This is a genomic window from Chryseobacterium lathyri (assembly GCF_019970085.1).
Lineage (GTDB): Bacteria > Bacteroidota > Bacteroidia > Flavobacteriales > Weeksellaceae > Chryseobacterium > Chryseobacterium lathyri.
Genome location: NZ_JAHXYG010000003.1, coordinates 491,009 through 515,983, shown reverse-complemented (window position 1 = coordinate 515,983; position 24,975 = coordinate 491,009). Strand labels below are relative to the sequence as shown.

General features: G+C 35.7%; 21 protein-coding genes. 1 reads left to right on the top strand and 20 read right to left on the bottom strand.

Annotation, left to right across the window (positions count from 1 at the left end; all coding sequences use genetic code 11):
* Nucleotides 1-127: 127 nt before the first annotated feature.
* The 19 genes from LC418_RS11710 to LC418_RS11620 form a co-directional block, all read right to left on the bottom strand.
* Nucleotides 128-1,294 (bottom strand): DegT/DnrJ/EryC1/StrS family aminotransferase, encoded by a 1,167-nt coding sequence (locus LC418_RS11710; protein WP_111958366.1) that lies wholly within the window; start codon nt 1,292-1,294, stop codon nt 128-130.
* A 21-nt stretch (nt 1,295-1,315) separates the two neighbouring features.
* Nucleotides 1,316-1,918: an acetyltransferase gene (locus LC418_RS11705; RefSeq protein WP_223559256.1), complete on the bottom strand. Its 603-nt coding sequence runs from the start codon at nt 1,916-1,918 to the stop codon at nt 1,316-1,318.
* A gap of 23 nt (nt 1,919-1,941) precedes the next feature.
* Complete coding sequence (locus tag LC418_RS11700; RefSeq protein ID WP_111958370.1) at nt 1,942-2,547, bottom strand: sugar transferase; 606 nt, start codon at nt 2,545-2,547, stop codon at nt 1,942-1,944.
* A complete protein-coding gene (locus LC418_RS11695; protein ID WP_223559255.1) occupies nt 2,540-3,643 on the bottom strand; it encodes a glycosyltransferase family 4 protein in 1,104 nt (367 codons plus the stop codon). Before LC418_RS11695 ends, LC418_RS11700 begins: the two co-directional genes overlap by 8 nt.
* Nucleotides 3,644-4,082: 439 nt before the next feature.
* Nucleotides 4,083-5,219, bottom strand: a complete 1,137-nt coding sequence (locus tag LC418_RS11690) for a glycoside hydrolase family protein (protein WP_223559254.1) — start codon at nt 5,217-5,219, stop codon at nt 4,083-4,085.
* The gene (locus tag LC418_RS11685; protein WP_223559253.1) at nt 5,216-6,595 is read right to left on the bottom strand and encodes a phenylacetate--CoA ligase family protein; all 1,380 of its coding nucleotides are present in this window, start codon (nt 6,593-6,595) and stop codon (nt 5,216-5,218) included. Before LC418_RS11685 ends, LC418_RS11690 begins: the two co-directional genes overlap by 4 nt.
* Entirely contained in the window at nt 6,595-7,398 is an 804-nt protein-coding gene (locus LC418_RS11680; protein WP_223559252.1) for a glycosyltransferase family 2 protein, read from the bottom strand. The genes LC418_RS11685 and LC418_RS11680 overlap by 1 nt, the downstream gene beginning before the upstream one ends.
* A complete protein-coding gene (locus LC418_RS11675) occupies nt 7,398-8,483 on the bottom strand; it encodes an EpsG family protein (protein WP_223559251.1) in 1,086 nt (361 codons plus the stop codon). The genes LC418_RS11680 and LC418_RS11675 overlap by 1 nt, the downstream gene beginning before the upstream one ends.
* 10 nt (nt 8,484-8,493) lie before the next feature.
* Nucleotides 8,494-9,576, bottom strand: coding sequence for a glycosyltransferase family protein (locus tag LC418_RS11670; RefSeq protein ID WP_223559250.1), 1,083 nt, complete (start codon nt 9,574-9,576; stop codon nt 8,494-8,496).
* A complete protein-coding gene (locus LC418_RS11665) occupies nt 9,566-10,645 on the bottom strand; it encodes a polysaccharide pyruvyl transferase family protein (protein ID WP_223559249.1) in 1,080 nt (359 codons plus the stop codon). Before LC418_RS11665 ends, LC418_RS11670 begins: the two co-directional genes overlap by 11 nt.
* On the bottom strand, nt 10,645-11,196 hold the full coding sequence (locus LC418_RS11660) for an acyltransferase (protein ID WP_202089959.1): 552 nt from the start codon (nt 11,194-11,196) through the stop codon (nt 10,645-10,647). The genes LC418_RS11665 and LC418_RS11660 overlap by 1 nt, the downstream gene beginning before the upstream one ends.
* Nucleotides 11,187-12,497 carry a lipopolysaccharide biosynthesis protein gene (locus tag LC418_RS11655; RefSeq protein ID WP_223559248.1) on the bottom strand — a complete coding sequence of 437 codons (1,311 nt, stop codon included), beginning with the start codon at nt 12,495-12,497 and terminating at the stop codon, nt 11,187-11,189. The genes LC418_RS11660 and LC418_RS11655 overlap by 10 nt, the downstream gene beginning before the upstream one ends.
* The gene (gene wecB, locus LC418_RS11650; RefSeq protein WP_223559247.1) at nt 12,498-13,616 is read right to left on the bottom strand and encodes a non-hydrolyzing UDP-N-acetylglucosamine 2-epimerase; all 1,119 of its coding nucleotides are present in this window, start codon (nt 13,614-13,616) and stop codon (nt 12,498-12,500) included.
* 20 nt (nt 13,617-13,636) lie between these two features.
* On the bottom strand, nt 13,637-14,929 hold the full coding sequence (locus LC418_RS11645) for a nucleotide sugar dehydrogenase (protein WP_223559246.1): 1,293 nt from the start codon (nt 14,927-14,929) through the stop codon (nt 13,637-13,639).
* Between the two features lie 21 nt (nt 14,930-14,950).
* Nucleotides 14,951-15,919: an SDR family oxidoreductase gene (locus tag LC418_RS11640; RefSeq protein WP_223559245.1), complete on the bottom strand. Its 969-nt coding sequence runs from the start codon at nt 15,917-15,919 to the stop codon at nt 14,951-14,953.
* 2 nt (nt 15,920-15,921) lie between these two features.
* On the bottom strand, nt 15,922-18,258 hold the full coding sequence (locus LC418_RS11635) for a GumC family protein (RefSeq protein WP_223559244.1): 2,337 nt from the start codon (nt 18,256-18,258) through the stop codon (nt 15,922-15,924).
* Between the two features lie 5 nt (nt 18,259-18,263).
* Nucleotides 18,264-18,980 (bottom strand): polysaccharide biosynthesis/export family protein, encoded by a 717-nt coding sequence (locus LC418_RS11630; RefSeq protein WP_223559243.1) that lies wholly within the window; start codon nt 18,978-18,980, stop codon nt 18,264-18,266.
* Between the two features lie 310 nt (nt 18,981-19,290).
* A complete protein-coding gene (locus LC418_RS11625; protein WP_420837286.1) occupies nt 19,291-21,210 on the bottom strand; it encodes a polysaccharide biosynthesis protein in 1,920 nt (639 codons plus the stop codon).
* A 370-nt stretch (nt 21,211-21,580) separates the two neighbouring features.
* Nucleotides 21,581-22,624, bottom strand: coding sequence for an alpha/beta hydrolase (locus LC418_RS11620; RefSeq protein WP_223559241.1), 1,044 nt, complete (start codon nt 22,622-22,624; stop codon nt 21,581-21,583).
* Between the two features lie 137 nt (nt 22,625-22,761).
* On the opposite strand from LC418_RS11620, the gene LC418_RS11615 reads away from it, so the two are divergent.
* On the top strand, nt 22,762-23,658 hold the full coding sequence (locus LC418_RS11615; RefSeq protein WP_223559240.1) for an AraC family transcriptional regulator: 897 nt from the start codon (nt 22,762-22,764) through the stop codon (nt 23,656-23,658).
* A gap of 207 nt (nt 23,659-23,865) precedes the next feature.
* On the opposite strand, the gene LC418_RS11610 is transcribed toward LC418_RS11615, so the two are convergent.
* Nucleotides 23,866-24,315: an Hsp20/alpha crystallin family protein gene (locus tag LC418_RS11610; protein WP_111955041.1), complete on the bottom strand. Its 450-nt coding sequence runs from the start codon at nt 24,313-24,315 to the stop codon at nt 23,866-23,868.
* Between the last annotated feature and the right edge of the window lie 660 nt (nt 24,316-24,975).

Below are 24,975 nucleotides of genomic sequence, written 5' to 3'. Positions count from 1 at the left end.
CATTTAAAAATGATCACTTTTTAATTATACTAGGCCTGCCGGAGGTGCCAACTTAATGGAAAGTATACTTTATATAAATAATTTGGTGTTAATTTTTATCTGTCAGCCTCCAAAACAAAGACCTGGATTACCGCATTACCGAATATTCTTTCTTATTTGAAAGCACATCCAGCATTACTTTTGCAATTCTGGCTCTTTCATCTTCCGAAAGATTAGATCCTGAAGGCAAGCATAAGCTATTTCCGAACAGATTCTCTGCAACTTTTCCTCCGTAATAGGGTGCATCTTTAAATATAGGCTGCAGATGCATCGGTTTCCAGATTGGACGGGACTCGATGTCATCCTTCAGAAATGCCAGTCGTAAATCTTCGTGGTTTTTTGATGTTTTTGTTTTTGCACCCTCAACTGTAATAACGGATAACCAGTGATTGCTGTAAAAATCTGAATCAGGTTCTGAAAATATTTTTACTCCTTCTATATTTTCACAGAGTTCTGAATAAAAGCTATGCATTCTTCTACGGCCTTCTACCCTCTCATCCAGCACTTCCATTTGTCCTCTTCCGATTCCCGCACTGATATTACTCATTCTATAATTATATCCAATTTGAGAATGCTGATAATGTGGGGCATTATCCCTTGCCTGTGTAGAAAGGAATACCGCTTTATCTTTGTCTTCCTGGGAATGGCATACCAATGCGCCTCCTCCGGAAGTCGTAATAATTTTGTTTCCGTTGAATGACAGGATACCGAAACGGCCAAAAGTTCCGCAGGCTTTTCCTTTATATCTGGAGCCTAATGATTCAGCGGCATCTTCAATTAAAGGAATGTCATACTCTGCAGCAATGGATAAAATTTCATCCATTTTTGCCGGCATTCCGTAAAGGTGAACGACAATAATTGCTTTGGGCTTTTTGCCTTTTGAAATTCTGTCTTCTATAGCTTCTTTTAAAGCGACCGGACACATATTCCAGGTATCTTTTTCGGAATCTATGAATACGGGAACAGCTCCCAGATAGACAATAGGATTAGCAGAGGCAGAAAATGTCATAGACTGACAGATAACCTCGTCTCCATGAGTGACATCGCATTCAATTAATGCCAGGTGTAAAGCAGCAGTTCCTGCAGAAAGTGCAGCTACTTTTACATCTTCATTTAAGAATAACTCCAAATCTTGTTCAAAACCATCAACATTCGGCCCTAAGGGTGCTACCCAATTTGCGGCGAATGCTTCTTTAATGTATTTTAATTCGTTTCCACCCAAATGGGGAGAGGACAACCATACTTTTGATTTCATATTTTACTATTCTAAATTTTACTAAATATTTAAACTTCTACTTTTTATTACTTTACCCGGATTGCCTACTACTGTAGCGCCATCCGGTACATCGCTAATAATGACAGCTCCGGCACCAATAGTGCACCATTTGCCAATTTCTATTCCCTGTATCACGCTGGCTCCGATTCCAATATGGGTTCCTTCCCCTACATATACGTTTCCTGCCAGTGCGACATTTGGAGATATATGGACAAAATCTTCGATGACACAATCGTGATCAATAGAAGCATTGGTATTGATAATACAGTGTTTCCCTATCCTTACTGCTGCATTTATAGTCACACCAGGCATAACGATAGTTCCTTCTTCGATTTTTAATCTTTTAGATAGTATTGCTTTGGGATGAAGGAGGGTAACATAATTGAAATGCTCACCCCGATTAACTACTCTTTTCCGTAACCTGTTATTTCCTATAGAAATAAGCACTTCTATATCATAGGGCGGAGCTTCGTGAATAACAGTATAATTCAACACTCTCTCCTTCGACGGATTTTCGTCGATATAGGCTTCAATATTATAACCGCATTCTTCGGCGATTTCGGCCACTACTTTGCCATGACCACTTGCTCCGTATAAATACATATTCTGTCTACATTTAATTTAAATTAATTATTTCCTGTAAAAGCCTCTACCGTGGCCTGATCAGCCTGGTTTATGCCTTCCTTTTTTATTACTTTTTTTAAAGTAAGGAACATCACTTTGCAATCTGTTGCAAATGATACATTCTCTATGTACCAAATATCTAATTCAAATTTCATCGTCCAGGAAATGGCATTTCTCCCATTTACCTGCGCCCAGCCTGTAATGCCAGGGCGTATATTGTGTCTTCGTTTTTGAGATTCATTATATAAAGAAAGGTAATGCGGCAACAGAGGTCTGGGACCTATAATCGCCATGTCTCCTTTCAATACATTAATTAACTGTGGAAGCTCATCCAGGGAAGTCTGACGTATAAAACTTCCAACCCTTGTTAAGCGTTCCGAATCGGGCAGGTAATTACCTTGTCCGTCTTTTTTATCATTCATTGTCTTAAACTTGATGATATTAAATATCTTCTCATTTAACCCAGGCCGTGCCTGCAAAAAGAATGGTTTGCCCTGATTTGCGAAATACAGCAAGACCGTGACAATAATGAAAACAGGTGACAGCAAGATCAGCCCTATTAACGCAATCAGAAAATCTATAACCCGTTTTAAAAAAAACTTATACACGGTAATCTTTTTCTTTAATTAGTTTTTTGTATTCACTCAATAAAGCGTTCCAGATAACAGACTGCTCATAACGAGATTCGATCATCGGCCGGGCATTCATTTTTAATTTCTGATAATAATCTGTGTCCAATTTCATTTTTCTCATTGCTTCACCAAGCTTTTCACTGTTTTTAACCGGAACTATTGCTCCATTTTGGTCTTCTATAATAATTTCGTTGCATCCGTTGATATCAGAGACAATGCTTGGTAATCCCATTGCTCCCGCCTGCATTACTACATTTGGAAACCCTTCCCGGTAGCTTGGAAAGGCCAATGCATCGGAAATAGCAAAATAAGGACGTACATCTTTCTGAAAACCTACCGATATGATATCCGGGTTATTTTCAATTTCTCTTAATGTATCCGGATGCAGAGGATCCAGCTCCTGTTCCAGTGGGCCAACCAGTAATAATTTGGTCTGGCGCTGTGAATTTTCTTTCTTGTTTATGTGAGAAAAGGCTTTGACCAATTCGTTAATTCCTTTATCCCCTACCAAACGTCCTACAAAGACAAACACAAAATGTGCATCTTCTATATTCAATTCTTTTTTTAAAAGATCTTTCTGTGCTTGTGTCACCTGGTCAGTCGAAAAATAAGAAGTATCAATTCCATTGGACGACCCATTTCCAATTACTTTTATTTTGCTTTTATGAGTATAATTATTCTGCAGGATGTATTCATATAGCCCTTTTGAGTTTGGATATACCTTTGTTGCAGATGCATATGTTAATTTCTCTACGAAGTTTAGAATTTCACGTTTCATACCTGTTACTTCCATCAAGGGCAAACCTGCTACGGTATGTAATCGGTGAGGAACTCCAGCCAGCTTTGCTGCCAACATACCTACTATACCGGCTTTAGGTGTGTGCGTGTGTACGATTTGTGGCTTTTCCTTTCTTAAAAGCTTATAAGTACTCCATAAAGATTTAATATCTTTAACTGGAGTAATCTGACGAGACATATCAATAGCAATTACTTCTATTTCCTCATCACTTTTCACCTCATCCAATTCTTTTCCGGGCGAAGAAACTCCTATTACTTCAAAATGTTCTGACATAAATCGATGCTGCCCCTTTAATAATATTTTTAAAGAAAGCGGAATTGTTGTTATGCGAATTAGTTTAGTTTTCAAATCTTTAAATATTTAGTTCTATCATCTTCTACTCCTTCGTAACTAACCCCTTATATTTTAAGGCGTTTTATTACCGAGTTTTTAATGCATATCTATTATGCTTTGAATGAGTTTTAAAATCTAACCTCATTTCACATGAAATTTGGTTCTGAAATCAATACTGCTTTCAAACTAAATAATTTCCGTTCTGTCTTTGTGTATTTTTTATAGAGGCTATTTATGCTATCTAATTGACCTGGAAACAAGTACAATAATCCGTACTTCTATTAAGTCTATATATCATAACGCTCTCCAGATAATCATTTGCAGAAATATCTTAATGATTCTTTAATTCTACTCTGATTTTGTTTTATAGCTGCACCCATTAATATGTGAACTTGCTACTGTCTTTAACATGTTTTAAAAGCGATTCTGTAGAACTATCAATTTTGTTATTGATATTAAATTTATAGTTGTTCATTTGAATCATAGGATATAATCCAAACTGTTCTCTTTTTTCAAAAGGTTTTGCAACATTACGAGTAACAAACTTATCCACTTTAAAATAACCTTTCATCTCTTTAATATCTGGTTTGTTTTTATATCCTGCAATATAAATTCCTGTATTGGAGTTTTCAACGGAAATATTGCTGCAGGAAATTGTAACCGATTTTGACATAGTCCGATTACCATATTGTCCTAAATGCAAATCTATACCTACATTGGCGTTATTTATTTTTACATTATCAATATTGATATTTTCCAAATCATTAGAGCTGTCATCAGGTTCAATATCAATACCAGCCATAGGATTTGTTCCATCAATGTTTGCAATTAACAAATTTTTTATAAATACATCTTTACCTCCAGCAATTGTTATTCCATTTCTTCTAACATTGTTTATAATCCCACCCATAATGTTAATTTTTTCCGTTTCCAATAATTTTTCTTTGGTAATACCTGATCTTATATTCCTCATAGTTTTGACCAATACAATCCCATCACCCCAGCAATCTGATATATTGACATTAAAAATATCAATATTTCTTGAGCCCCTTATATCAATACCGAATCCCCATTCACCTTTAGAATCCAAATGCTTTTCACGATCACCTATTAATGTAGGGTTGTAAATTTTAACATTTTCGATACCATGTAAGCTAATGATCTGGTATCTTACATTGGCTGTTGGTTTTAATATTAAGGAAGAGTTTTTCTGAAAATAGATCTGTGAATTGGATTGTGCAAAAATTCCACTAGTCATTAATGGGAAGTTTGGCATGATGACTTTATTATTGGCATCAATAGCTTTTTGAATATAAGTCGTATAATCAACAGTTCCGTCTTTCACATAACCCTTTGGAAGTACTGTTTCAACTTTGAAAAAATCATCCGTTTGAACAGCAATATTCTGAGTTACTATTAATGATTTATCAATGAATACCTTATCTCTTCGTTGAGAGCAACAAATGATTGAAAAGGTTAACAAACTCAATATTAAAAATGATTTTATAATTTTCATAACAAATCTTTTATATTATTTTTCACAATTCTATATTTACCGCTACCTTCAACAGGAATTTCATTAACATAATGTAAATGTATTTTCATAGCATTCCCCACTCTGTCTTTCCAATTTCCTATAAATACTTTTTCAATTTGTTTTGAATAGATTTCTTTATCAATAACGACATATAAATCCAACTCTTCCAATTTGTTCTGTACAGCTTGAAATCTAATAATTCCCTTTGTATCTTTTAAGGTATTGGAAACATTTCCCAAATTGATTTTTCCGTTTTCAACGGAATAGATAAAGTCATCAATTCTCCCTAAAATTTCTTTTACCAGAGGATTGTTATTTCCACAGCTGCATTTTTTATCCGCATCTTCAAGGGTTATTGAATCCCCGATATCATATCTTACCAATGGAGTAGCAGACGTTGTAAATGAAGTGACCACCAGCCTTCCGGACTGCGCAGGTTGATTATTTTCATCTAAAACTTCAAAAACTCCGGTCTGCAATTCTAAATGAAGATTTCCTTTTTCGCACTCAATGATAAAAGGAGCGCCTTCAGAGGAAGCATATTGATTGTAAAGTTTTGTTTTAAAAAATTTCTCAATATAGTATCTTGTTTCATCGGTAATGGTTTCTGCCGTTGGGAAAACCGCTTTCACGGCATTTTCCGGAAAATCGTATCCGTTAGCTATCCCATATTTGGCAATTTCCAGGATGGTAGAGGGAAATCCCACAAAATATTCCGGTGTGAAACGGATAAGATCTTCCACATAATATTTAAGATAATCATCCTTGATATGGAATGTGGAATAGTAACGGACATGATGTACAAAATCTGTCTTCCAGAATATTTTCTTTTTAACATCGCTATCCGTCAATAAATTTTTACCGGAGAACCAGGCCGTCTTTTTGCCCAGTTCGTATCCGAATCTGGATCTGAAATCATCTAAAAATGCAAATCTCTCCTGACTGTCTCTGAAAAAGAACTTCACTTCCAGGGATTTTCCTGTAGTCCCTCCTGTTTTGGATTTTTCTAATTTTTCTGAAGTTTTTACCGTAATGGCGTCAATATTATTACGGAGCACTTCTTTATTAACGATGGGCAGGCTGGAAATATTTTCTATTAATTCAGCATGTTCGATATTTCCGATCGTTTTTTTATAATAATCCGAGTTTTGGGTTACAAATTCTATGAATTGTGCATACCTGTTTTTCTGATATGCTTTTAATTCTTCTAATGATAAATGGCGGTTTTGTTTCTTCTCTTTCCTGAAATTCTGGTATTCGCCGCCATATCTTCTTTTGTAGGCCTGCCTGTTATAAGCATAGACCAAACAGTTCTGAAGAAAACCGGGTAATATTTTATATACTTTCTCTTTCATTAAAAGCCTTGTTTAATCATTAATTTAGTAAAGTTTCCAAAATCCATATTCTTCAATAATGAAGCATATTTTCTATAGAGTAAATTTTTTAAATATTTTTTCTCGTCTATAGATTTTACTGTAGAAAAGTCCAGATGATAGATGATGGATCTTGTTACATCTGACTTTCCTCCGCTATTGTTTTCTGCCTCCTGCAGGTATAATTCCGTCACTGCAGGGGAATAGGCTATTCCAAATTCTCTGGCCAGTCTCGCCCACAGATCCATATCTTCTCCTCTGGATAAGCGTTCATCGAATAAGTTGGCTTTTAATAAAGCTTTTTTACTCACACAGACGCAGGAGGTATGGATTACGCCTTTTTTAAGAACTATTTTGAAATAGTCTTTGACCAATCCTTCTGTAAGCTCATCCTGTTTTCTATTATCAACAATGTTTCCTGTACCATATTTTCTTGCAAAATTGGTCACAAAAACATCTGCATGGTCCTTATATCTTGTAATAAGCTTACTGATTTCTTCCAAATGATTGGGCAGCCATTCGTCATCAGCATCCAGAAATGCAATGTATTCATACCGGGATTTTTCAATTCCGGCATTGCGGGCTGAAGAAACACCTCCATTTTCTTTATTAAACAGCTTCACTCTTGGATCATCGATTTCACTCACGATGTCCGGACCTTTATCTTTGCTGCCATCATTAACAATAATGATTTCAAAATGCTGATACGTCTGATTCAGCACTTTAAGGATGGTTTCCTTAATATATTTTTCTTTGTTGTACAAAGGGATTACTACTGATATCATTATTTTAAATTAAATATTAAAAACAGGAAGAAACAAATAAAAAATACTCCCAATAAATTGATAAATCCTATTTTTCTGTTGGTCTGCGTGTATGGATACATCAGAAAAGGAATGAAGATCCATGACAGGAAACCAAAACGGTCACTGAACGCTGCGGAGAACATCAGAAAGAAAAAAGCCGATGTAAGCATATACGTTACATAAAACCTTTTATACTTTAACTTCTCCCCTATATTTTCAATATTTTTAAGGGTATAATACCCAATCACCGCAAATATGGTATTGAATACAAAAAAGTTCAGTCTGAACCCTGTTTTGTACACTACTTTAGCCCCTTTTGCATAATACTGATCCAATCTTTCCTCTACCAGAATATTCAGTACCGGGATCTTCCCTAAAAGATCATTAAGATTAAAATTCACCAATGACAGTATGGTAGCCACGATGTAAATGGAAAATATAACCTTGAGGTTATTGATCTTGGTAGACATTAAGAAAACCACAATAGGGATGATAATGGAAGCATGGTTAAAAAATGCAATGATGAAAAACACAATGGCTAACCACTTTTTCTTATCAAAATAGGTTACGGCCAGAAAAAAGAAAGAGAAAGCAATCCCCTGCCTTGTCGTGTTGATCCCCATTGTTTTAAAGAAGAACATACTGACCACAATAAAGAAAATAAGAAATCTGTTTTTCTGGGTCAAATTTCTTATTCCTACAATAATTGGCGTTACGTATAATATGGCATTTAATGTAAAAAATGCTTTATAATTGTCACTCAGCTTACGGGCCAGCATGGAAACAAAGTAAATTCCTATATCCTTGAGTTCACTTAAAGATCTTACCACTTTGGCTCCGGTGAAATAGATCAGTGATCTTTCTGAATCCGAGCCTACTTTCTTGTCCCGGAATCCGATCAGTAATATCATAACCAATGCAAAAAATATTAGTAAAAAATTCTGAATTTCATCAGAGTTTTTTCTTCTGTAGATATACTCATTAATCAAAATGACAGCAAAAAGTGCTACACTTAAATAAACAAGTGTAAATCTTAAATTAAATGCATTTATAATAGCGTCCATTTCTTTTTTTCTACAATTTCTGCATGATACGGTCTAATTCCAGATCATAATTATAACTGTTATAAAATGATTTGGCATTCCTGGAATACTCCGTATAATTTTCCAATATGCTGTGCAGGGTTTTAGCGACCTGATCTTCTTTCTGAAAATCGATGCACTCTCCCATTCTGCCGGCTGCCACCGTATTGATAAGCCCCGGAATATCATTCCCGATCATTGGCATAGAAAAATTAGAAAACTCCCATAATTTGTTCGGTGCACAAAATATATTGTTCAAAGAGGAGTGATCATACGTTAATATACCAATATCCGCATGGCTGGTTACATGCAGATGATAAGGAGGCGCTACAAACGGAATATGGATGATGGAAGGACAGATGGTTTTGAGTTTTTTCAAATAGTCTGTTTCCTTACCCATAATGATCAGTGCAAAATCTTCTGACTGATTGATGTAGCGGCAAATTCCTTCGAGTTCTCTTTCAGGAAAAATAACTCCCTGATAAATAATTTTCTTTTTATCTTTTACAGGTTCCAACAGCTTTGACAGTTCATCCGTCAAAGGAAGATTTCTTTCAGACAACTCTGAATACGGTTTATTCAGAATAACTTCCGGTGTTTTGGCCAGCTTCCACCAAACCCGAAGTATATTCGCTCTGTCCAAATTGGAACAGATGACGAGCTTTGCATTTTTAGCAAATTTTTCAAGGCCTTTGATGTACCTTGGCGCGTAATCAAACAGCTCGTATAGATTAAGCACATAGTTCAGGGACAACAATTTATTCCCCAAAGCCAGGGTGGTATCTGCAGCCGGAATCCAGATCAGTTTATCCTGATACCTATTCTCATTAATAATTTCCCAGAAAGTCTTTCTGATCTTAAACCAGTATAAAAACTTGTTGGATGAAGGTTTTATATCCGTTAAATGAACTTTGTCGCAAAGACTGTTCAGCTCGTCGATCAGGTTTCCTTTTTCAAAGCCTAATACCAGATGAATTTTATAACCGTTTTTATTCAGATACTTTATAAAAGCCAATAAAGGAGGGTAATCTGAAACGCAGGTTTTATGAACTATTACAATTTCTTTATTCTCCATTAAATCTGCTGTTATATTTTTTTACAAATTGGTTCAACATTTCATCTGCTTTTGATCTGAGCTCTGAAATGTATTTCTGATGATCTTTTTCCAGATCTGACTGTACTAAATCATTAAGCTTCGGAATATCAAAATCATTATTCCATAAGGCAAATGACGGAATCTGCTGGGTAAGAATCCTTAATTTAGGCTCTATTTCCACGCAGATCACTTTCTTCCCTAACAAGCCGGCAATGATGGCTCCATGATAACGCGCCGTAATGAATGTGGAAAATGAATTTAAAATTTCTATAAAATCATTGATTTCCATGGTTTCCGGATTCCAGACTATACTTTTGTAATCCTGTATCCTTTTCATCCATTTCGGATCTTTATCTTTTGCAAATACTATAAACGTAACATCAAGTTGCGGATTGGAATTAATAAAACTGATCAGCTGTTCCTGATAATCTGCCGCACTGTTCTTCCACTCCCAGTCTCTCACGATAATTCCTATTTTGTTGGAATCTTCAATCTGTGGGACGTTTTGAATATATTTATTAAAACCGGAGGAAAATACCACATCAGCTCCCAAGAATGATTGGATATTCCAGTCGTTGCAATAATCATAAGAAACCTGATCTCTTACTCCTGTAAAAAGGGAATCTTTCAACTGATTCTTTGCAAATTCTATAGCCTGCGTGTTATTGTTAAACGGCCCCAACCCGAAGCCCAGAAAAGCTTTTTCAAAGCTGGTTACCGTTTCATTTCTCGGTCCAAGCTTCTGCAATACTTTTTTTAGTATTTTAACCGGACTTTTGGATATATTATTCTTTAGTTTGGTTTTAAGTGTAGATTTTTCTATAAAAGAAAAAAACTGCGTTCCTCCACCATAGACCAAAAGATCATCTTTCTGATTATTATTGTATGAAGAATCACATAAAAATTTAGAGACATAGCTATTTTCAGCTCCTATAAAATTCAGGGAACTGTTTTTGATATTGGCTTTGATGAAATCCTCAAACACGATCATCAACAAATCATCGCCAAAATTACTGTCACCATATGCTCCTTTTATTGATATATTCATTATATTTCCGGCTTGATATTTTTTAATAATTTATTTTTCAAATAAATTGCATCTTCAGATTTTAATCTGTAATAATGTTCTGCATCTCTTGATTTAATGACCTGGCAAGGATTTCCCACGACAATGGAAAGCGGCGGTATTTTTCCTGAAACCACACATCCGGCACCTATGATGCATCCTTCTCCAATCTGGCTTCCGGGTGTAATGATTACATTTCCCCCGATCCATACATTTTCGTCAATTTTTACTTTTTTGAATTCAAAAGTTTCATCATAAGGAATAAATTTTGAATCCCTGAACTTATGATTAGCCGAATGAACGGTTAAATTCGGGCCAATGATGACTCCGTTACTGATTTCAACTTCTCCAAGTCCGTTGATATCGGCATTGGGGCCAATATATACGTAGGAACCAATGGAAATCCTGTCAGGATACAGCAGCCTTATATTGGGATTTATATCATTAAGCTCACCAAAATGTTTTAATCTTTTTTTGGTTTTATTAAACTTGATCTGATCGAGAATTCTATTTAATTTTCCAATTAAAAACATGATATCGCTTTTTTGATTAATAAAATACTTAAGTAAGTAACCACCGGTAAAAAGATGATGATAAAAAATTTGATATTAAAAATCTCTTTTTTATATATATCAATATACCGTAACAGTAAAACCACCAGAAATCCTAATAAAAATGAAATTGATATTCCCTTCAGGCCTATATACTGTATCAAAACAATACTTAATGCTATGGATACAACAGCGCCCAGCAAGGTCGTCAATGTGATTTTTAATGTATTCTTTTCTTTCTGATATTTTAATCCCAAAAAACCAGCAATGGCATTAAATCCTACCCCCAGATACAAATAGGGCATATATTCCCAGGTTTCGAAATACTCTTTGGAGACCAGTATTTTGGTCATCAAAGGGGATAAAATACCCAGCGTAAAGGCCAGGGCCAATTCAAACATGATAAACTTTCCCAGTAATCTGTTAAAGGTCAGGTTATCTTCTTCTTTTAAGATCCTATCCTGTAACGGCAGCAGCAAAACAGAATTGATCACCAGAAGCAATGCAGGAAAACGGCTTGCTACCGCATATAATCCATTTCCTTCAGGTCCCATATAATGCAGGATAATAAATTTACTGGCAGATGATATAGCCCACCAGCTCATTAAATTGGGAATCAAAGGCAAAGAATAGGATGCCATAGATTTTATAAGCTCAAGATCCCAATATTTAAATTTAAAATACTGAAGTATTTTCACCTTATACAAAATCAGAATACATGCTACCGTGTATGCTGCAATATTGGCAATAAAGACTCCTTCAACATTTAATTTTAAAACATAAATGAAAACGACATTAAAAATTACAATCAAAAAAGTAGTCAGAATCCCATTGATCGCAAACTGCTTCGTATTTCCCTGTCCTCTTAAAATGCTCTGTAATAAGGGCAGTAAGCAATTCAGGAAAATCAATACGATAAAATATCCCTCATACTGAAAGCTATTAAAAAAGACATAAATGGAAAAACCAATACAAAAAATAAGATACCCTATACATAACGTGATGATAGAATTGGTCATAATTTTTGCCTTCTGGTCTTCACTGATGTATTCTTTATCAATTAACCATCTGTATGTAGCATCAGAAATCTGTAATGAAACCAGTGGCGCAAAAAGACTTATTGTGGTAAGCAGTAAGTCATATTCTCCCAATTCTTTTTTAGTGAGAAAATAGGTGTAAAAAGGGACTAATAAAAATGAAAGAATCTTTGATCCAAAGCTTCCTATGGAATACGTCAAAGTTTCTTTAAACATCTTCTTTTTTAGCAGAGAAGATATATTCATTTATTTACTTTTTATAAAATTTACGATACGTTCACATGCCGTTCCATCGCCATAAGGATTATGCAATTCCCTCATGGATTGGTAACGTACGGTATCATTTAACAAACTCTGCGCTTCTGAAACAATTTTATTTTTATCTGTACCTACCAGAATTACCGTTCCGGCATTCACTGCTTCAGGTCTTTCCGTAGTATCTCTCATTACCAGTACCGGTTTCCCAAGACTTGGAGCTTCCTCCTGTATCCCTCCGGAATCGGTGATGATGATATACGACTGATTCATTAACCATACAAAGGCAGGGTATGCTAAAGGCTCAATCAATACTATATTATTAACCTCAGATAAAATTTCATACACAGGTCCTTTTACATTGGGATTCAGGTGCACAGGGTAAATAACCTGAACATCAGGATTTGTAACGGCAATTTCTTTTAATGCTTCACAAATATTGATAAATCCCTGTCCATGATTTTCCCTTCTGTGTCCTGTAACCAGTACAATTTTTCTGGATACATCTATGATGGACCTCAGTGTTTCTATTTCTTTATTATCTATATGCTCCACTTTCTCTGAGCTGTAGAATAATGCGTCTATCACAGTATTACCTGTGACCAATATATTCTCTTCTTTAGTGTTTTCTGCCAATAAATTAAGCTTCGACTGTTCTGTCGGGGCAAAATGATAATCGGCAATACGTCCCGCTACCTGGCGGTTCATTTCTTCAGGGAATGGAGATCTCTTGTCATGGGTTCTCAATCCTGCTTCTACATGGCATACTTTAGCCCCGGAATAGAAACTGGCTATACTGGTCGCCATGGTTGTGGTTGTATCCCCGTGCACATATACATAATCCGGATTAAAATCTTCTAAAACAGATTTCAGCCCGGTGATAATATCAGCGGTCAGATGATACAAATTCTGGCCAGGCTTCATCAAATTTAAATCGTAGTCCGGCTTGATATCAAAAAAACTTAAAACCTGATCTAACATCTCTCTGTGTTGAGCTGTAACACAAACTTTAGTGTCGAATGATTCTTCTTTTTGGAATTCCTTTACCAATGGAGCCATTTTTATGGCTTCTGGCCTAGTTCCAAAAACAATTAGATGTTTTTTCTTCATAATTTTAAGTAAGCAAATATTTATAATTTAGCATCGCACTCTTTCAGGATTCCTTTTACATCATAAATGATCCCTTCTTCCTTCAGATAGTGATTCAGGTTGATATCCATAAATTCCTTGTGTGCAACAGTAAGAATAATTGCATCAAATTTTTCATCCGGAATCTCATTGATCACATCCAGGTTGTATTCATGTTTTACTTCTTCAGGCTTAGCCCAAGGATCAAAAGTAGTAACGTGTAAAGCATAATCTTCCAGCCCGTGGATCACATCTACCGCTTTGGTATTACGTACATCCGGACAGTTCTCTTTAAAAGTTATTCCTAAGTTTAGAACTCTGGCACCATTAATCGTAATCTTCTTTTTAATCATCGTTTTCACGAGCTGGGAAGCCACATACTGCCCCATAGAATCGTTAAGACGGCGTCCTGCCAGGATAATTTCCGGGTGATAACCGTTCTCCTGAGCCTTCTGAGCAAGATAATAAGGATCTACACCAATACAGTGTCCGCCTACCAATCCCGGTTTGAACGGTAAAAAGTTCCACTTGGTGCCTGCAGCCTCAAGCACTGCATGGGTATCTATTTCTAAAAGGTTGAAAATTTTTGCCAACTCATTGACAAAAGCGATATTGATATCTCTCTGTGAGTTTTCAATTACTTTGGCAGCTTCTGCAATCTTAATAGTCGGAGCTAAATGAGTTCCGGCAATAATCACAGATTTATATAAAGCGTCTACTGTTTTTCCAATTTCCGGTGTAGAACCTGAAGTCACTTTCAGAATCTTCTCCACGGTATGTTCTTTATCTCCAGGATTAATACGCTCCGGAGAATATCCTGCAAAGAAGTCCTGATTAAACTTCAATCTTGAAACTTTTTCCAGAACAGGGATACATTCTTCCTCGGTAGCGCCCGGATATACAGTAGATTCATAAATTACAATATCTCCTTTTGACAATACTTTAGCCACCGTTTCCGATGATTTATATAACGGCGTAAGATCGGGGCGGTTATGCTTATCAACCGGCGTTGGAACCGTAATAATATAGATGTTTGCATCCTGGATATCGTTGATATCAGCAGAGCAGTACAATCCATTTTCATTGGAATGGTGAAAAGGGCTTTCCTGTTTTAATATAGCTTTCAATACTTCGTTTTCCACTTCTAAAGTATTGTCTACACCGGTATTCAATTCCTCAATCCTTTTCTGATTGATATCAAAACCTACAACCGGATACTTGGTTGCAAATAATCGTGCTAAAGGCAGACCTACGTATCCTAATCCGATAACGGCAATTTTATATTGTTTTTCCACAAAGACTCGATTTAAACTTGTTTATTTTAAATTTTCCCAATACCAGCTGATAGCTTCTTTTAATCCTTTTTCTATCGTATGAGTAGGCTGGTATCCTAATAATTTTCCTGCTTTTTCAACAGACGCCAGTGAATGCGGGATATCCCCCACACGGTTCGGACCATAAATGACATTCACATCAGCAATTTGTTCATCGAATTCGCTTAAATATTTTTTAAGGTATCCAATCAGATCATTCAGTGTTGTACGATCTCCGACTGCTGTATTGTAAACTGTATTCACTGCTTCAGGATTCTCGGTAAGCATAGCCAGCTCATTCATCTGAATGACATTATCGATATAAGTAAAATCACGTGAATAATCGCCAGTTCCGTTAATGGTTGGAGATTCGTGATTGATTAACTGCTTTACAAACAAAGGAATCACAGCAGCGTATGCCCCGTTCGGATCCTGCCTGCGTCCAAATACATTGAAATATCTCAAACCGATGCACTGCATTCCGTATGTTTTTCCAAACACGTCTGCATACAGCTCATTGACATATTTGGTAATGGCGTATGGCGATAACGGTTTCCCGATCACATCCTCCACTTTAGGCAATGATGCAGAGTCACCATAGGTAGATGATGAAGCAGCATATACAAAACGTTTTACCTTGGCATCACGGGCAGCAATCAGCATATTTAAAAATCCTGAAACATTCACATCGTTACTTGTAATAGGATCTTTAATTGATCTCGGAACAGAACCTAATGCAGCCTGGTGAAGTATATAATCTACATTTTCTACTGCTTTTTGGCAAACTTTCAAATCACGGATATCCCCTTCAATCAGTTTATAATTTGGGTTGTTAAGGAAAGGCTCGATGTTGTGACGGTGCCCTGTTGCAAAATTATCTAAGCAAACGACATAATAGCCTTTATTTAAAAAATATTCCGTTAAGTTGGAACCTATAAAACCCGCTCCTCCTGTAATTAAAATTTTATGCATTTCTATGATTTAAAAATTTTCTTCCACCAGCTATTTTTATCCTTGGTCTGACTGTAGCCATAGCCATAGCTGTAGTTATATCCATAACCTCCTGCACGTCTGGAAACATCGTTAACGACAAAAGATACATTCGTCAGTTTAGAGTCTCTTACAAGGTCGTTAGCAAAATCTATCAATATATTTTTTGATACTCCGGATCTTACGACATACAATGTTGCATCCGCTGTATCTGCAATACTCAGTGTATCCGAAACCAGCATAAGCGGTGCAGAGTCTATAATAATATAAGCATACTCAGAAGACATCTGCTCAATAAGCTTCTGATATCTTCCATTAGAAAGCAGCTCCTGAGGATTGGGAGGAATTGAACCCGCATAAATAACATCACATGAAGGATTCGTAGTTGATGTGTGGACTAGATCCTCTACATTCACCGAATCATCATATAAAAATTCTGTAAGTCCTTTTCTTTTGGTAGGTTCATTATCATACCGCTGGATCTGAGGATTACGGATATCCGAACCAATCAGAAGAGCTCTTCCGTTTTTATTGGCTATGGTAAGGGCAAGATTAACAGAGACCAGGGTTTTACCCTCACCTTTTACCGAAGAGGTTACCATAATCACTTTGGCAGAATCTTTTGTAGGCAAAACAAATTTAAGATTGGAAACAAGAACCCTGAATGCTTCAGCCAACTCCGAAAAATCGTTTTTTTGCACCAAATGGTTTTCATTATCTTTAAGTGACGGTATATCAACCAGTACCCCTAATGAAGAACGTGCTTTAATATCTTCTCTGCTGTAAATTTTATCATCCAGCATAAATAGCACATAGAAAATGGCAAATGGAATTAATATCCCTAGGAAAAAAGCTCCCAGAAAAATAATATCTTTTTTAGGTGACACCGGAATATCTTCCGTAAAAGCAGGATTCACAATTTTGGCTTTCGGTACATCTACCGACAAATTAATTGCGTTTTCCTCTCTTTTCTGCAAGAGAAACAAAAAGAGCTGCTCTTTAAGATTTTGCTGACGTTCTATGCCTCTGTAAACTTTAGACTGTCCCGGAACCTTTTCTATGACTTTATTACTACTTGTAATTTGGTTTTGAAGTTGAGCAATACCCGTCTGTACTGTTTGTTTCTGTTCATTGATATTATCTCGTATGATGTTCTTCAGAGAAGCAATTTCCCTGTTCATTTCAATAACAGCAGGGTTTTCATTGGTTGCTTGCTTGAGGGTTTTATTTCTGCTGATCAGAAGTAAATTATATTGAGAAATAGATTGTTCCAGAGAAGGATTAAGCCCCAAATTAGAAGGCATGAGCTGACTGTTTCCTTTTTGGGCTTCCGTAGCAAGAGAGTTTAGAAGATCAAGCTGGGCTTGCTGCTGAAGAAGAGCTTTAGTATTTTCACTTGTATTCTGTAGAGCCAATTCTGCCTGCGCCTGCAGATCCACAATACGGTTACGGTTCTGGAAGTCTTCCTTCTGATTTTCTACTCCGGAAAGATCCTTCGTAATCACCTCCAGTCTTTTATCGATAAATTCCTGCGTATTCTGTGCCTGCAGATTCTTATCTCTCTGCCCATCAAGGTTATACTGTTTAGTCACTTCATTAAGAATAGCCTCCGATTTTTCAGGAAGAGATGCTATAAGACTGATTTCCATCAACATCGCTTTTTCATCCGGTAAACTAACCTGTATTGTTTTTTCAAGTTTTTTTACTTTTTCAACGGGATTCCAAAAAATGATTTTATATTCTGATTTAGGCATAAGAGCAGAATTTCTTTGCAATACTACTGTTCCAAAATCAAGCTTTACAGGAATATTAAATTTCCCTGTTGTATTTCCTTTTTGTCCATCCTGAAGGGTAAATTCATCACCCTTTATCTTTGTTATAGTATATTGTGAGGAAACAAATTTCTTTTTATTATAAGCTAATATTTTCGCTGTAATAGGTGCGCCTGCAAACAGTTGCCAATCTTTAAATTCTCCGGCATTAAAATATTCTACATTCAGATTAAGGTTTTTCACTACCTGCATGAGTATAGGCCGAGAATTGACTACGGCCGCTTCACTTTTCAGTTCATCAGCATTACCCAAACCTATACCCAGATTATCCAAATCTGCCAAAGCTGAAGAAAGATCACTTGTTTTTTTATCAAATTTAAGGGTAGTCTTTGATTGATACTGAGGAACACTGTATCTAAGATAAATATAAGCTCCTATTATAAAAACAAACATAGATGCTATAAACCACGGCCATTTATAAAGATATTTAGAAATCGTTTTTCTTAAATCCAACTTCTCTTCTTTTGCCTGAAATTCTGTCTGCTGCATATTTATTATCTTGTTAAAGCAACAATAAGGGTACCTGCCGTTAATAATGCACCAATAATCTGGAATGTAAGAGCTCTATTCGGGTTTGTGTTGGCCATAACCTGCTTATTTTTATCCGGCTGCACATATAATATATCGTTTTGTTTCATATAATAATAAGGTGAACTGACTATATCAGATCTTGTCAAATCAACGTTAACAATTTGGTCTACTCCATCATCTCCTGTACGGATAAGTTTCACATTTGTACGATCGCCATAATCAGTCATATCACCTGCTAGACCCAATGCCTGGAAAATATTTACCTTTTGGGAAACACTTTGTTTTTGACCTGGCTCCTTTACTTCACCCAAAATACTTACATTAAAATTTTTCAGAGTAATGGATACCATAGGATCTGTAAGATACTTCTTCAAACGGGATTCAAGGTCCTGTTTCAGTTGTATCTGGGTCATTCCTTTAGCATATACATTTCCTATTACAGGGAAATAGATAAATCCTTCATCATTTACTAAATACTCGCTTGGCTGTACATACTGACTGTTTCCTGCGCCAGAATCACTTCCTACTTTATTGGCTGTATTAAGATTGAAAGGCTTCACAGCAATTTCGTCCAGTGCAGAAACAAGGATCATGAGAACATCCCCCTCCTGAATATGCAGTCCTTGAAATTTTGCCTTACTAACCTCTTCTTCCATATTCTGTTTTGATATATATACCATGTTTTGCTTGGGCTTACATGAAAGTAAAGTAACCGATAACAGTATTATATATGTAATAATAGTTTTCTTCATATGTTATTTAAGTCTATTCGAATTAATACTTATTTTATTAAAGATACATACAACAAAAGATAGAACTAAGTATATTTTACATTAAATATAAATTCACTTATGTATGAAATGGATTCAAATAAAAATATCTTAATTTTAAAAGTCAATTCATTGTGTAGCAATTTTCATTCCGATTGGAAATAAAACAGTAAAAATATTTGATTATTTTTCACTTATCAACACCATAATTCAAACTATGTTACTGATAGACTTCACGTTCCGGTGTTTTATCTAAAATTTCAAATTCCGAATTATTACTTATAAATTCCGGTACAATTATTTTCAGAATCTGAACGACCTGCAAACTCTCTTTTTTTATGGCCGAACGCATAATCTGCCTGCACAGAAGTTCTATATCTTCAAATTCCATCAGCGGGTCTCTTGAAATCATGATTTTCTCATGATGGGTAGGAATAGTCGTAGAATTATCTGTTAGAAGCTCTTCGTACAGCTTTTCGCCAGGTCTTAACCCTATAAAATCAATTTTAATATCAACATCCGGCGTATATCCGGATAACTTTATCATCCTTTTAGCCAGATCCAGAATTTTAATAGGCTTACCCATATCAAAAACATAAATTTCGCCTCCGTTGCCCATTGTCCCTGCCTGAAGTACCAGTTCGCATGCTTCAGGAATGGTCATAAAATAACGGATAATATCGGGATGGGTAATGGTAACCGGACCTCCTTTTTCAATCTGTTTCCTGAAATGCGGTATTACAGAACCGTTAGATCCCAGCACATTCCCAAAACGGGTTGTAATAAATTTTGTTGTATTATCAGGAGAGTTTTGTAAAGACTGCACAAAAAGTTCGGCAGCTCTTTTAGAGGCTCCCATTACATTGGTTGGGTTCACAGCCTTATCGGTAGATACCATCACAAACCGGCCAACATGATATTGCCTGGATAATAAAGCTAAGTTTCTGGTACCCCCGATATTTACAAAAATAGCTTCATGCGGATTGTCTTCTATTAATGGAACATGCTTGTAGGCTGCTGCATGATATACTATTGAAAAATGGTAATCTTCAAATAATTTTTCAAGCCTGTAATAATTCGAAATATCCGCCAGAACAAATTTGAAATTCTGGTTCGGAAATCTTTCCAGCAACTCAAGCTTCAGTTCATGTAAAGGGGATTCAGCCTGATCTACAACCACAATAAGTGATGAATCCAACTGAGCAACCTGCCTCACAATTTCACTTCCAATAGACCCGGCACCTCCGGTCACTAGGATACTTTTATTAAAATGACGGCTTTTTACTTCTTCACTTTCAATTTTTATCGGGCTGCGGTCCAGTAAATCTTCAATCTGAAGGGGACTGAAACCTCCTACAATACCATCTTCCTTTATTTTGTTGAGACACGGTGCTTTTAACACTTTCAATCCTTTATCCAGTGCAAGTGTCATCCACTCTTCCATTTCTACCTTCTCCATCGTTCCCCGGATTAAAACCGCATCAAATTGGTTAGTCAGACTATGACTTTTAAGAAGTTCTTTTTTATTATAAATCTTATACCCCAGTAACATTGCCTTTTTGGAATCTGATCTGGCGCTAAAAAAGCCTTCCAGCTGATAAGCGTGCCCCGGATTATGAATAATTGCATTGGCTAATGAGACAGATTCACCCCTCACTCCTACAACAGCAACTCTTATTTTGGATGGGATACTCTTATACTTATGATCCATAACCATGCTAAAAAGCTGTTTGGTAAGCATCCTGAAAAAGAACATAAGAAGAGTGGAAATAAAAAAGAATAAAAAAAGTGCCGGATATAAATAAAGCGGCCTTCCCAACACCATATCTGATATAAAATTCAGGCCCAGCAATACTATAAAGGTACTGCCCGAAGACCACAGAATTTTAAAAAAATCAAAAAAAGTAGAATATCTTATTATTCCTGCATATGTTTTGAAGAGGAGCATACATAAAATATTAACCCCAATAACCGTTAAAATTTTTTCATTGAGATATTCAACAAAATAAATTTTTACGTGCAGTTTTTTTAATAACAGATAGATCGTTAAGACAGAAAAGGAAACTATTGAAATATCAATAAAAAAAACTAACCACCTAGGTACGTACCTTAACTCTTTGATTTTAAAAACATTCCCCATACTACAGATAAACCTAAAAATATTTATATTTTTTATTTAATTCAACATTTGGTGGTTTTTAATTTTAAACAAATATAATTAATTATTAATACAGTATTTAGCATCATATGTTAATTTAACATATTATATATTGAAATTATTACCTATTTTAACCATGTAGAACACACAACGCTCATATCTCATTGCAACACAGTATTTTTCAAATTTAAAGCCGATATGTTAAAAAATCATAATGTTAAAAAAATGAAATTTCTTCATGTTTATTTTTAATAATAAATGGCATTATCATTTTTCACCAGGCAATTCTTATAATCTGTGAAATAAAAAAAGCAAAGCTTACGGCTTTGCTTGAAAAAAAATGATTTAAAAATTATTTCAGATACTTTTCAAAAAAACTTTCTAGTTTATCAAATGGAATTATATCAACTTTATCATAAAGATCAACATGAACTGCACCAGAAATTATCATCAGTTCTTTGGGTTCGGAGGCCATTTTGTAAATATCTTCACTGAAATATCTCGAATGTGCTTTCTCACCAACAATTAAAAGCACAGGTCTTGGAGAAATTTCTTTTACATAGGTAAGTATCGGCATATTCATAAACGATAAAGGGTTGGTCAAAAGCCAGGCTCCGTTTGAATTAAGTGAATTGGTGTGAAAACCACGGGAAGTCCTGTAATAATCGAAATAATCTTTTACAAATTGTGGTTCGTCGCCTTTTAGACTTTCGGGAAGGTTTCTTTCGCCTTTGGTTGGGTTTCCATTTTCAGCATCTTTCCAACGCTGTTGACCCAGGTCTTCCAATATTTTTGTGCGCTGTTCCAAACTTATTACATCGTTATATCCTTTTGACATCAATCTGGTCATATCATACAGGCTGGTAGTAGCGACCGCTTTCACTCTTTTATCAACTGCAGTTGCATTCAATGCAAAGCCTCCAAAACCACAAATTCCAATGATGCCTATTCTGTTTCTATTCACATTTTTCTGAAGTCCTAAAAAATCGACAGCAGCGCTGAAATCTTCGGTATTGATTTCCGGTGATGCGAGGTTTCGAGGTTCTCCACCGCTTTCACCGGTATACGAAGGATCAAACGCGATGACAGCAAAACCCCTTTCTGCCATTTGGTTTGCATATAAACCGGATGATTGTTCTTTTACTGCTCCGAATGGTCCGCTAATCGCTAATGCTGCTAATTTCTGACTTTTAACATTTTTCGGAAGATAAAAATCTCCTGATAATGTTATACCGTAACGGTTTTTGAAAGTCACCGCTGTTCTTACTACGTTTTCGCTCAGTTGAAAAGTATAGTGTTCTGCCGTATCCATTTTTGGGGTATTTAAATTTTTGTTTTGGGCAAATATCTGCCCTGTAAAAAAGAGCATCACTGCCAGTGTTATTATTTTTTTCATTACAGTATTTATTTAGTTAATTGATTTTTCCTGAAATAAGCAACTGCAAGAACCACTGACCTTTTGTTCCCGTTCAGGTAAGGAGGACTGTTCATTTCAATCACTTAATTTACAATGCAAAAATAAATCAGATAAATATGCAACTTGTTACAAATAGTACAGTAATAATGTCAAATATTACGTATTTTAGCATTTTATCGACAGAAAGTAATATGGAAACACCGGCTCAACCAAAAGTTTTATTATTGAAAGCCACCGGAGACATCGAATTTCCGGAAGATTTCCAGTTACACTATCATACGCACATCTATTGTCAGCGTGGAAATGCAAGCTTTATTTTTAATGGAAAGCCTGTTCAATGTAAGCAAGGCGAATTTATTTTCTGGCTTGCTGACAGTAAGATTTCAGATTTATCTTTTTCTAAAAACTTTACTGCAACAGTACTGTTTATTGATAATTATTTATTAACAGACAATTTTCCCAGCCTGAACATCAGCATCGACGCCATTGTGCATCATAGAGTTGATCCACTATTACGTCCAGATAAAAAAAACAAAGAAAGAATTCTGAAAAATTTTCAATCATTGTACATTAAGTCGCTTGAAACAGCCAATCGCTTTTATGACGAAATTCTAAAACTTCAAATGCAGCTTTTCCTGCTGGAAATGTGGGATATTTTTATTGACCAGCTTGAAAGGCGAAGCCGCAGTTTGGAAAGCGGAACATTATACGAGCGATTTATTAAACTCGTAGAAGTACACTGTATGAAACACCGCGAAGTGCAATTTTATAGCAGTCTGCTTAATATAACCCCAAAATATCTAAACCAGATTTGCAAAACCAATACCGGCATCACTGCATCGGAGTGGATACAACGTTATACGAAAGACCGACTTATTTTCCTACTGGGTAACAAAACCCTGAATATTTCTGAAATTGCTGACCAAATGGGATTTTCCAGCCATTCATTTTTTACGAGATATGTGAAAAATATGTTGGGAATCAGCCCTAGCGAATTTAGAAACCGGCTATAATATGTATGTTATTTGAGCACTCACCGCAATCTCTTTTCCGTGAAATTAATTTCTAAGATACGAGGAAGACTGGTACTGCTTTTAGAGACATCTACCTATTATCTGCCGGGCAGAAAAAGAATTAGAAGTAACCGGAAAACTGTTAAATAAAAAAAGAAGGCCTGTTTCAGACCTTCTTTCTTAGTTTCATGACAATTGGAATTTATCTTAAGATATTTCAATCAATCGTGGTGGCTTCTGTTTAGCATCTTCTTTCTTCGGAATGGTCAGCAAAAGCAATCCATTTTCATATTTTGCATTGATATTATCCTGATCGACAACATCTTTTGGAAGTTCCAGGCTTCTTTGGAACGATTGATAGCTGAACTCCCTTCGGGTAAAATTGTCCTGCTCCCTTTCGCTGCTATCCTGTTTAGAGGACGAAATAGTCAGAAGGTTTCCATCAAGTTTCACTTCAAAATCTTTCTTGTTCATACCCGGCGCAGCAATCTGCACCTCATAAGCATCTTCATTTTCTCTGATATTAACCGAAGGAACCGTTGTACTGGTCGATGAATAATTGTTGTTTCCCCAGTTAAAAAGTTCACGATTAAAAAAATCATCGAAAAGACCTGGAAAGGCTAAATAGCCATTCGGGTTTCTTTTAATAAGACTCATAATAATCTTTTTAAATTAAGTTAAACAATCATTTTACACACAAATCAGCTGGCCAGCTGTACGTTATGAAAACATCAAAAAAAATACCATGGTGAAAAATGTGTTTTTTTTGCAGAAAAACTGACAAAATTTCACTTTGTACTTCAAAAATTATTTATGCGGGGAACCATAGTAATCCACTCCGAATAATGTATTATGATCTCACTCATAGACGTATTGATGAGTAATATATAATTTTGAATAATTAAAGCATTTAATGATACAGGTGCCTCATCGCCCCGTATCTCCGCAGATAGCACGTCAGGTCGGGACAATATTAATACAAAGACTCATATAGGCGGCAGAAAAACAAGCAATAATAATACAGGCAACGCCACTGGTAATATTAATGCAGCAGTATCAGACAGCGCACGTCCCAGAAGGTAAATTAAACAATTTTTATCGTGTTCCTACTGCCTAATTCCATATAAGATTTACGTATTAGTTTTAGACAAGACCTAATGATTTAATCGAACTATCCCTTGAAGCAAAATATTGCTTCAATAGTTTATTTTATGGTTCTAAATTGAAGATCTTATTTTAAATAACTGAGCTTTAATCACTTGTCTCTACATCAATTGGTACCTGTTGTCAAAAGATAATTTTATCTTACAATGATTT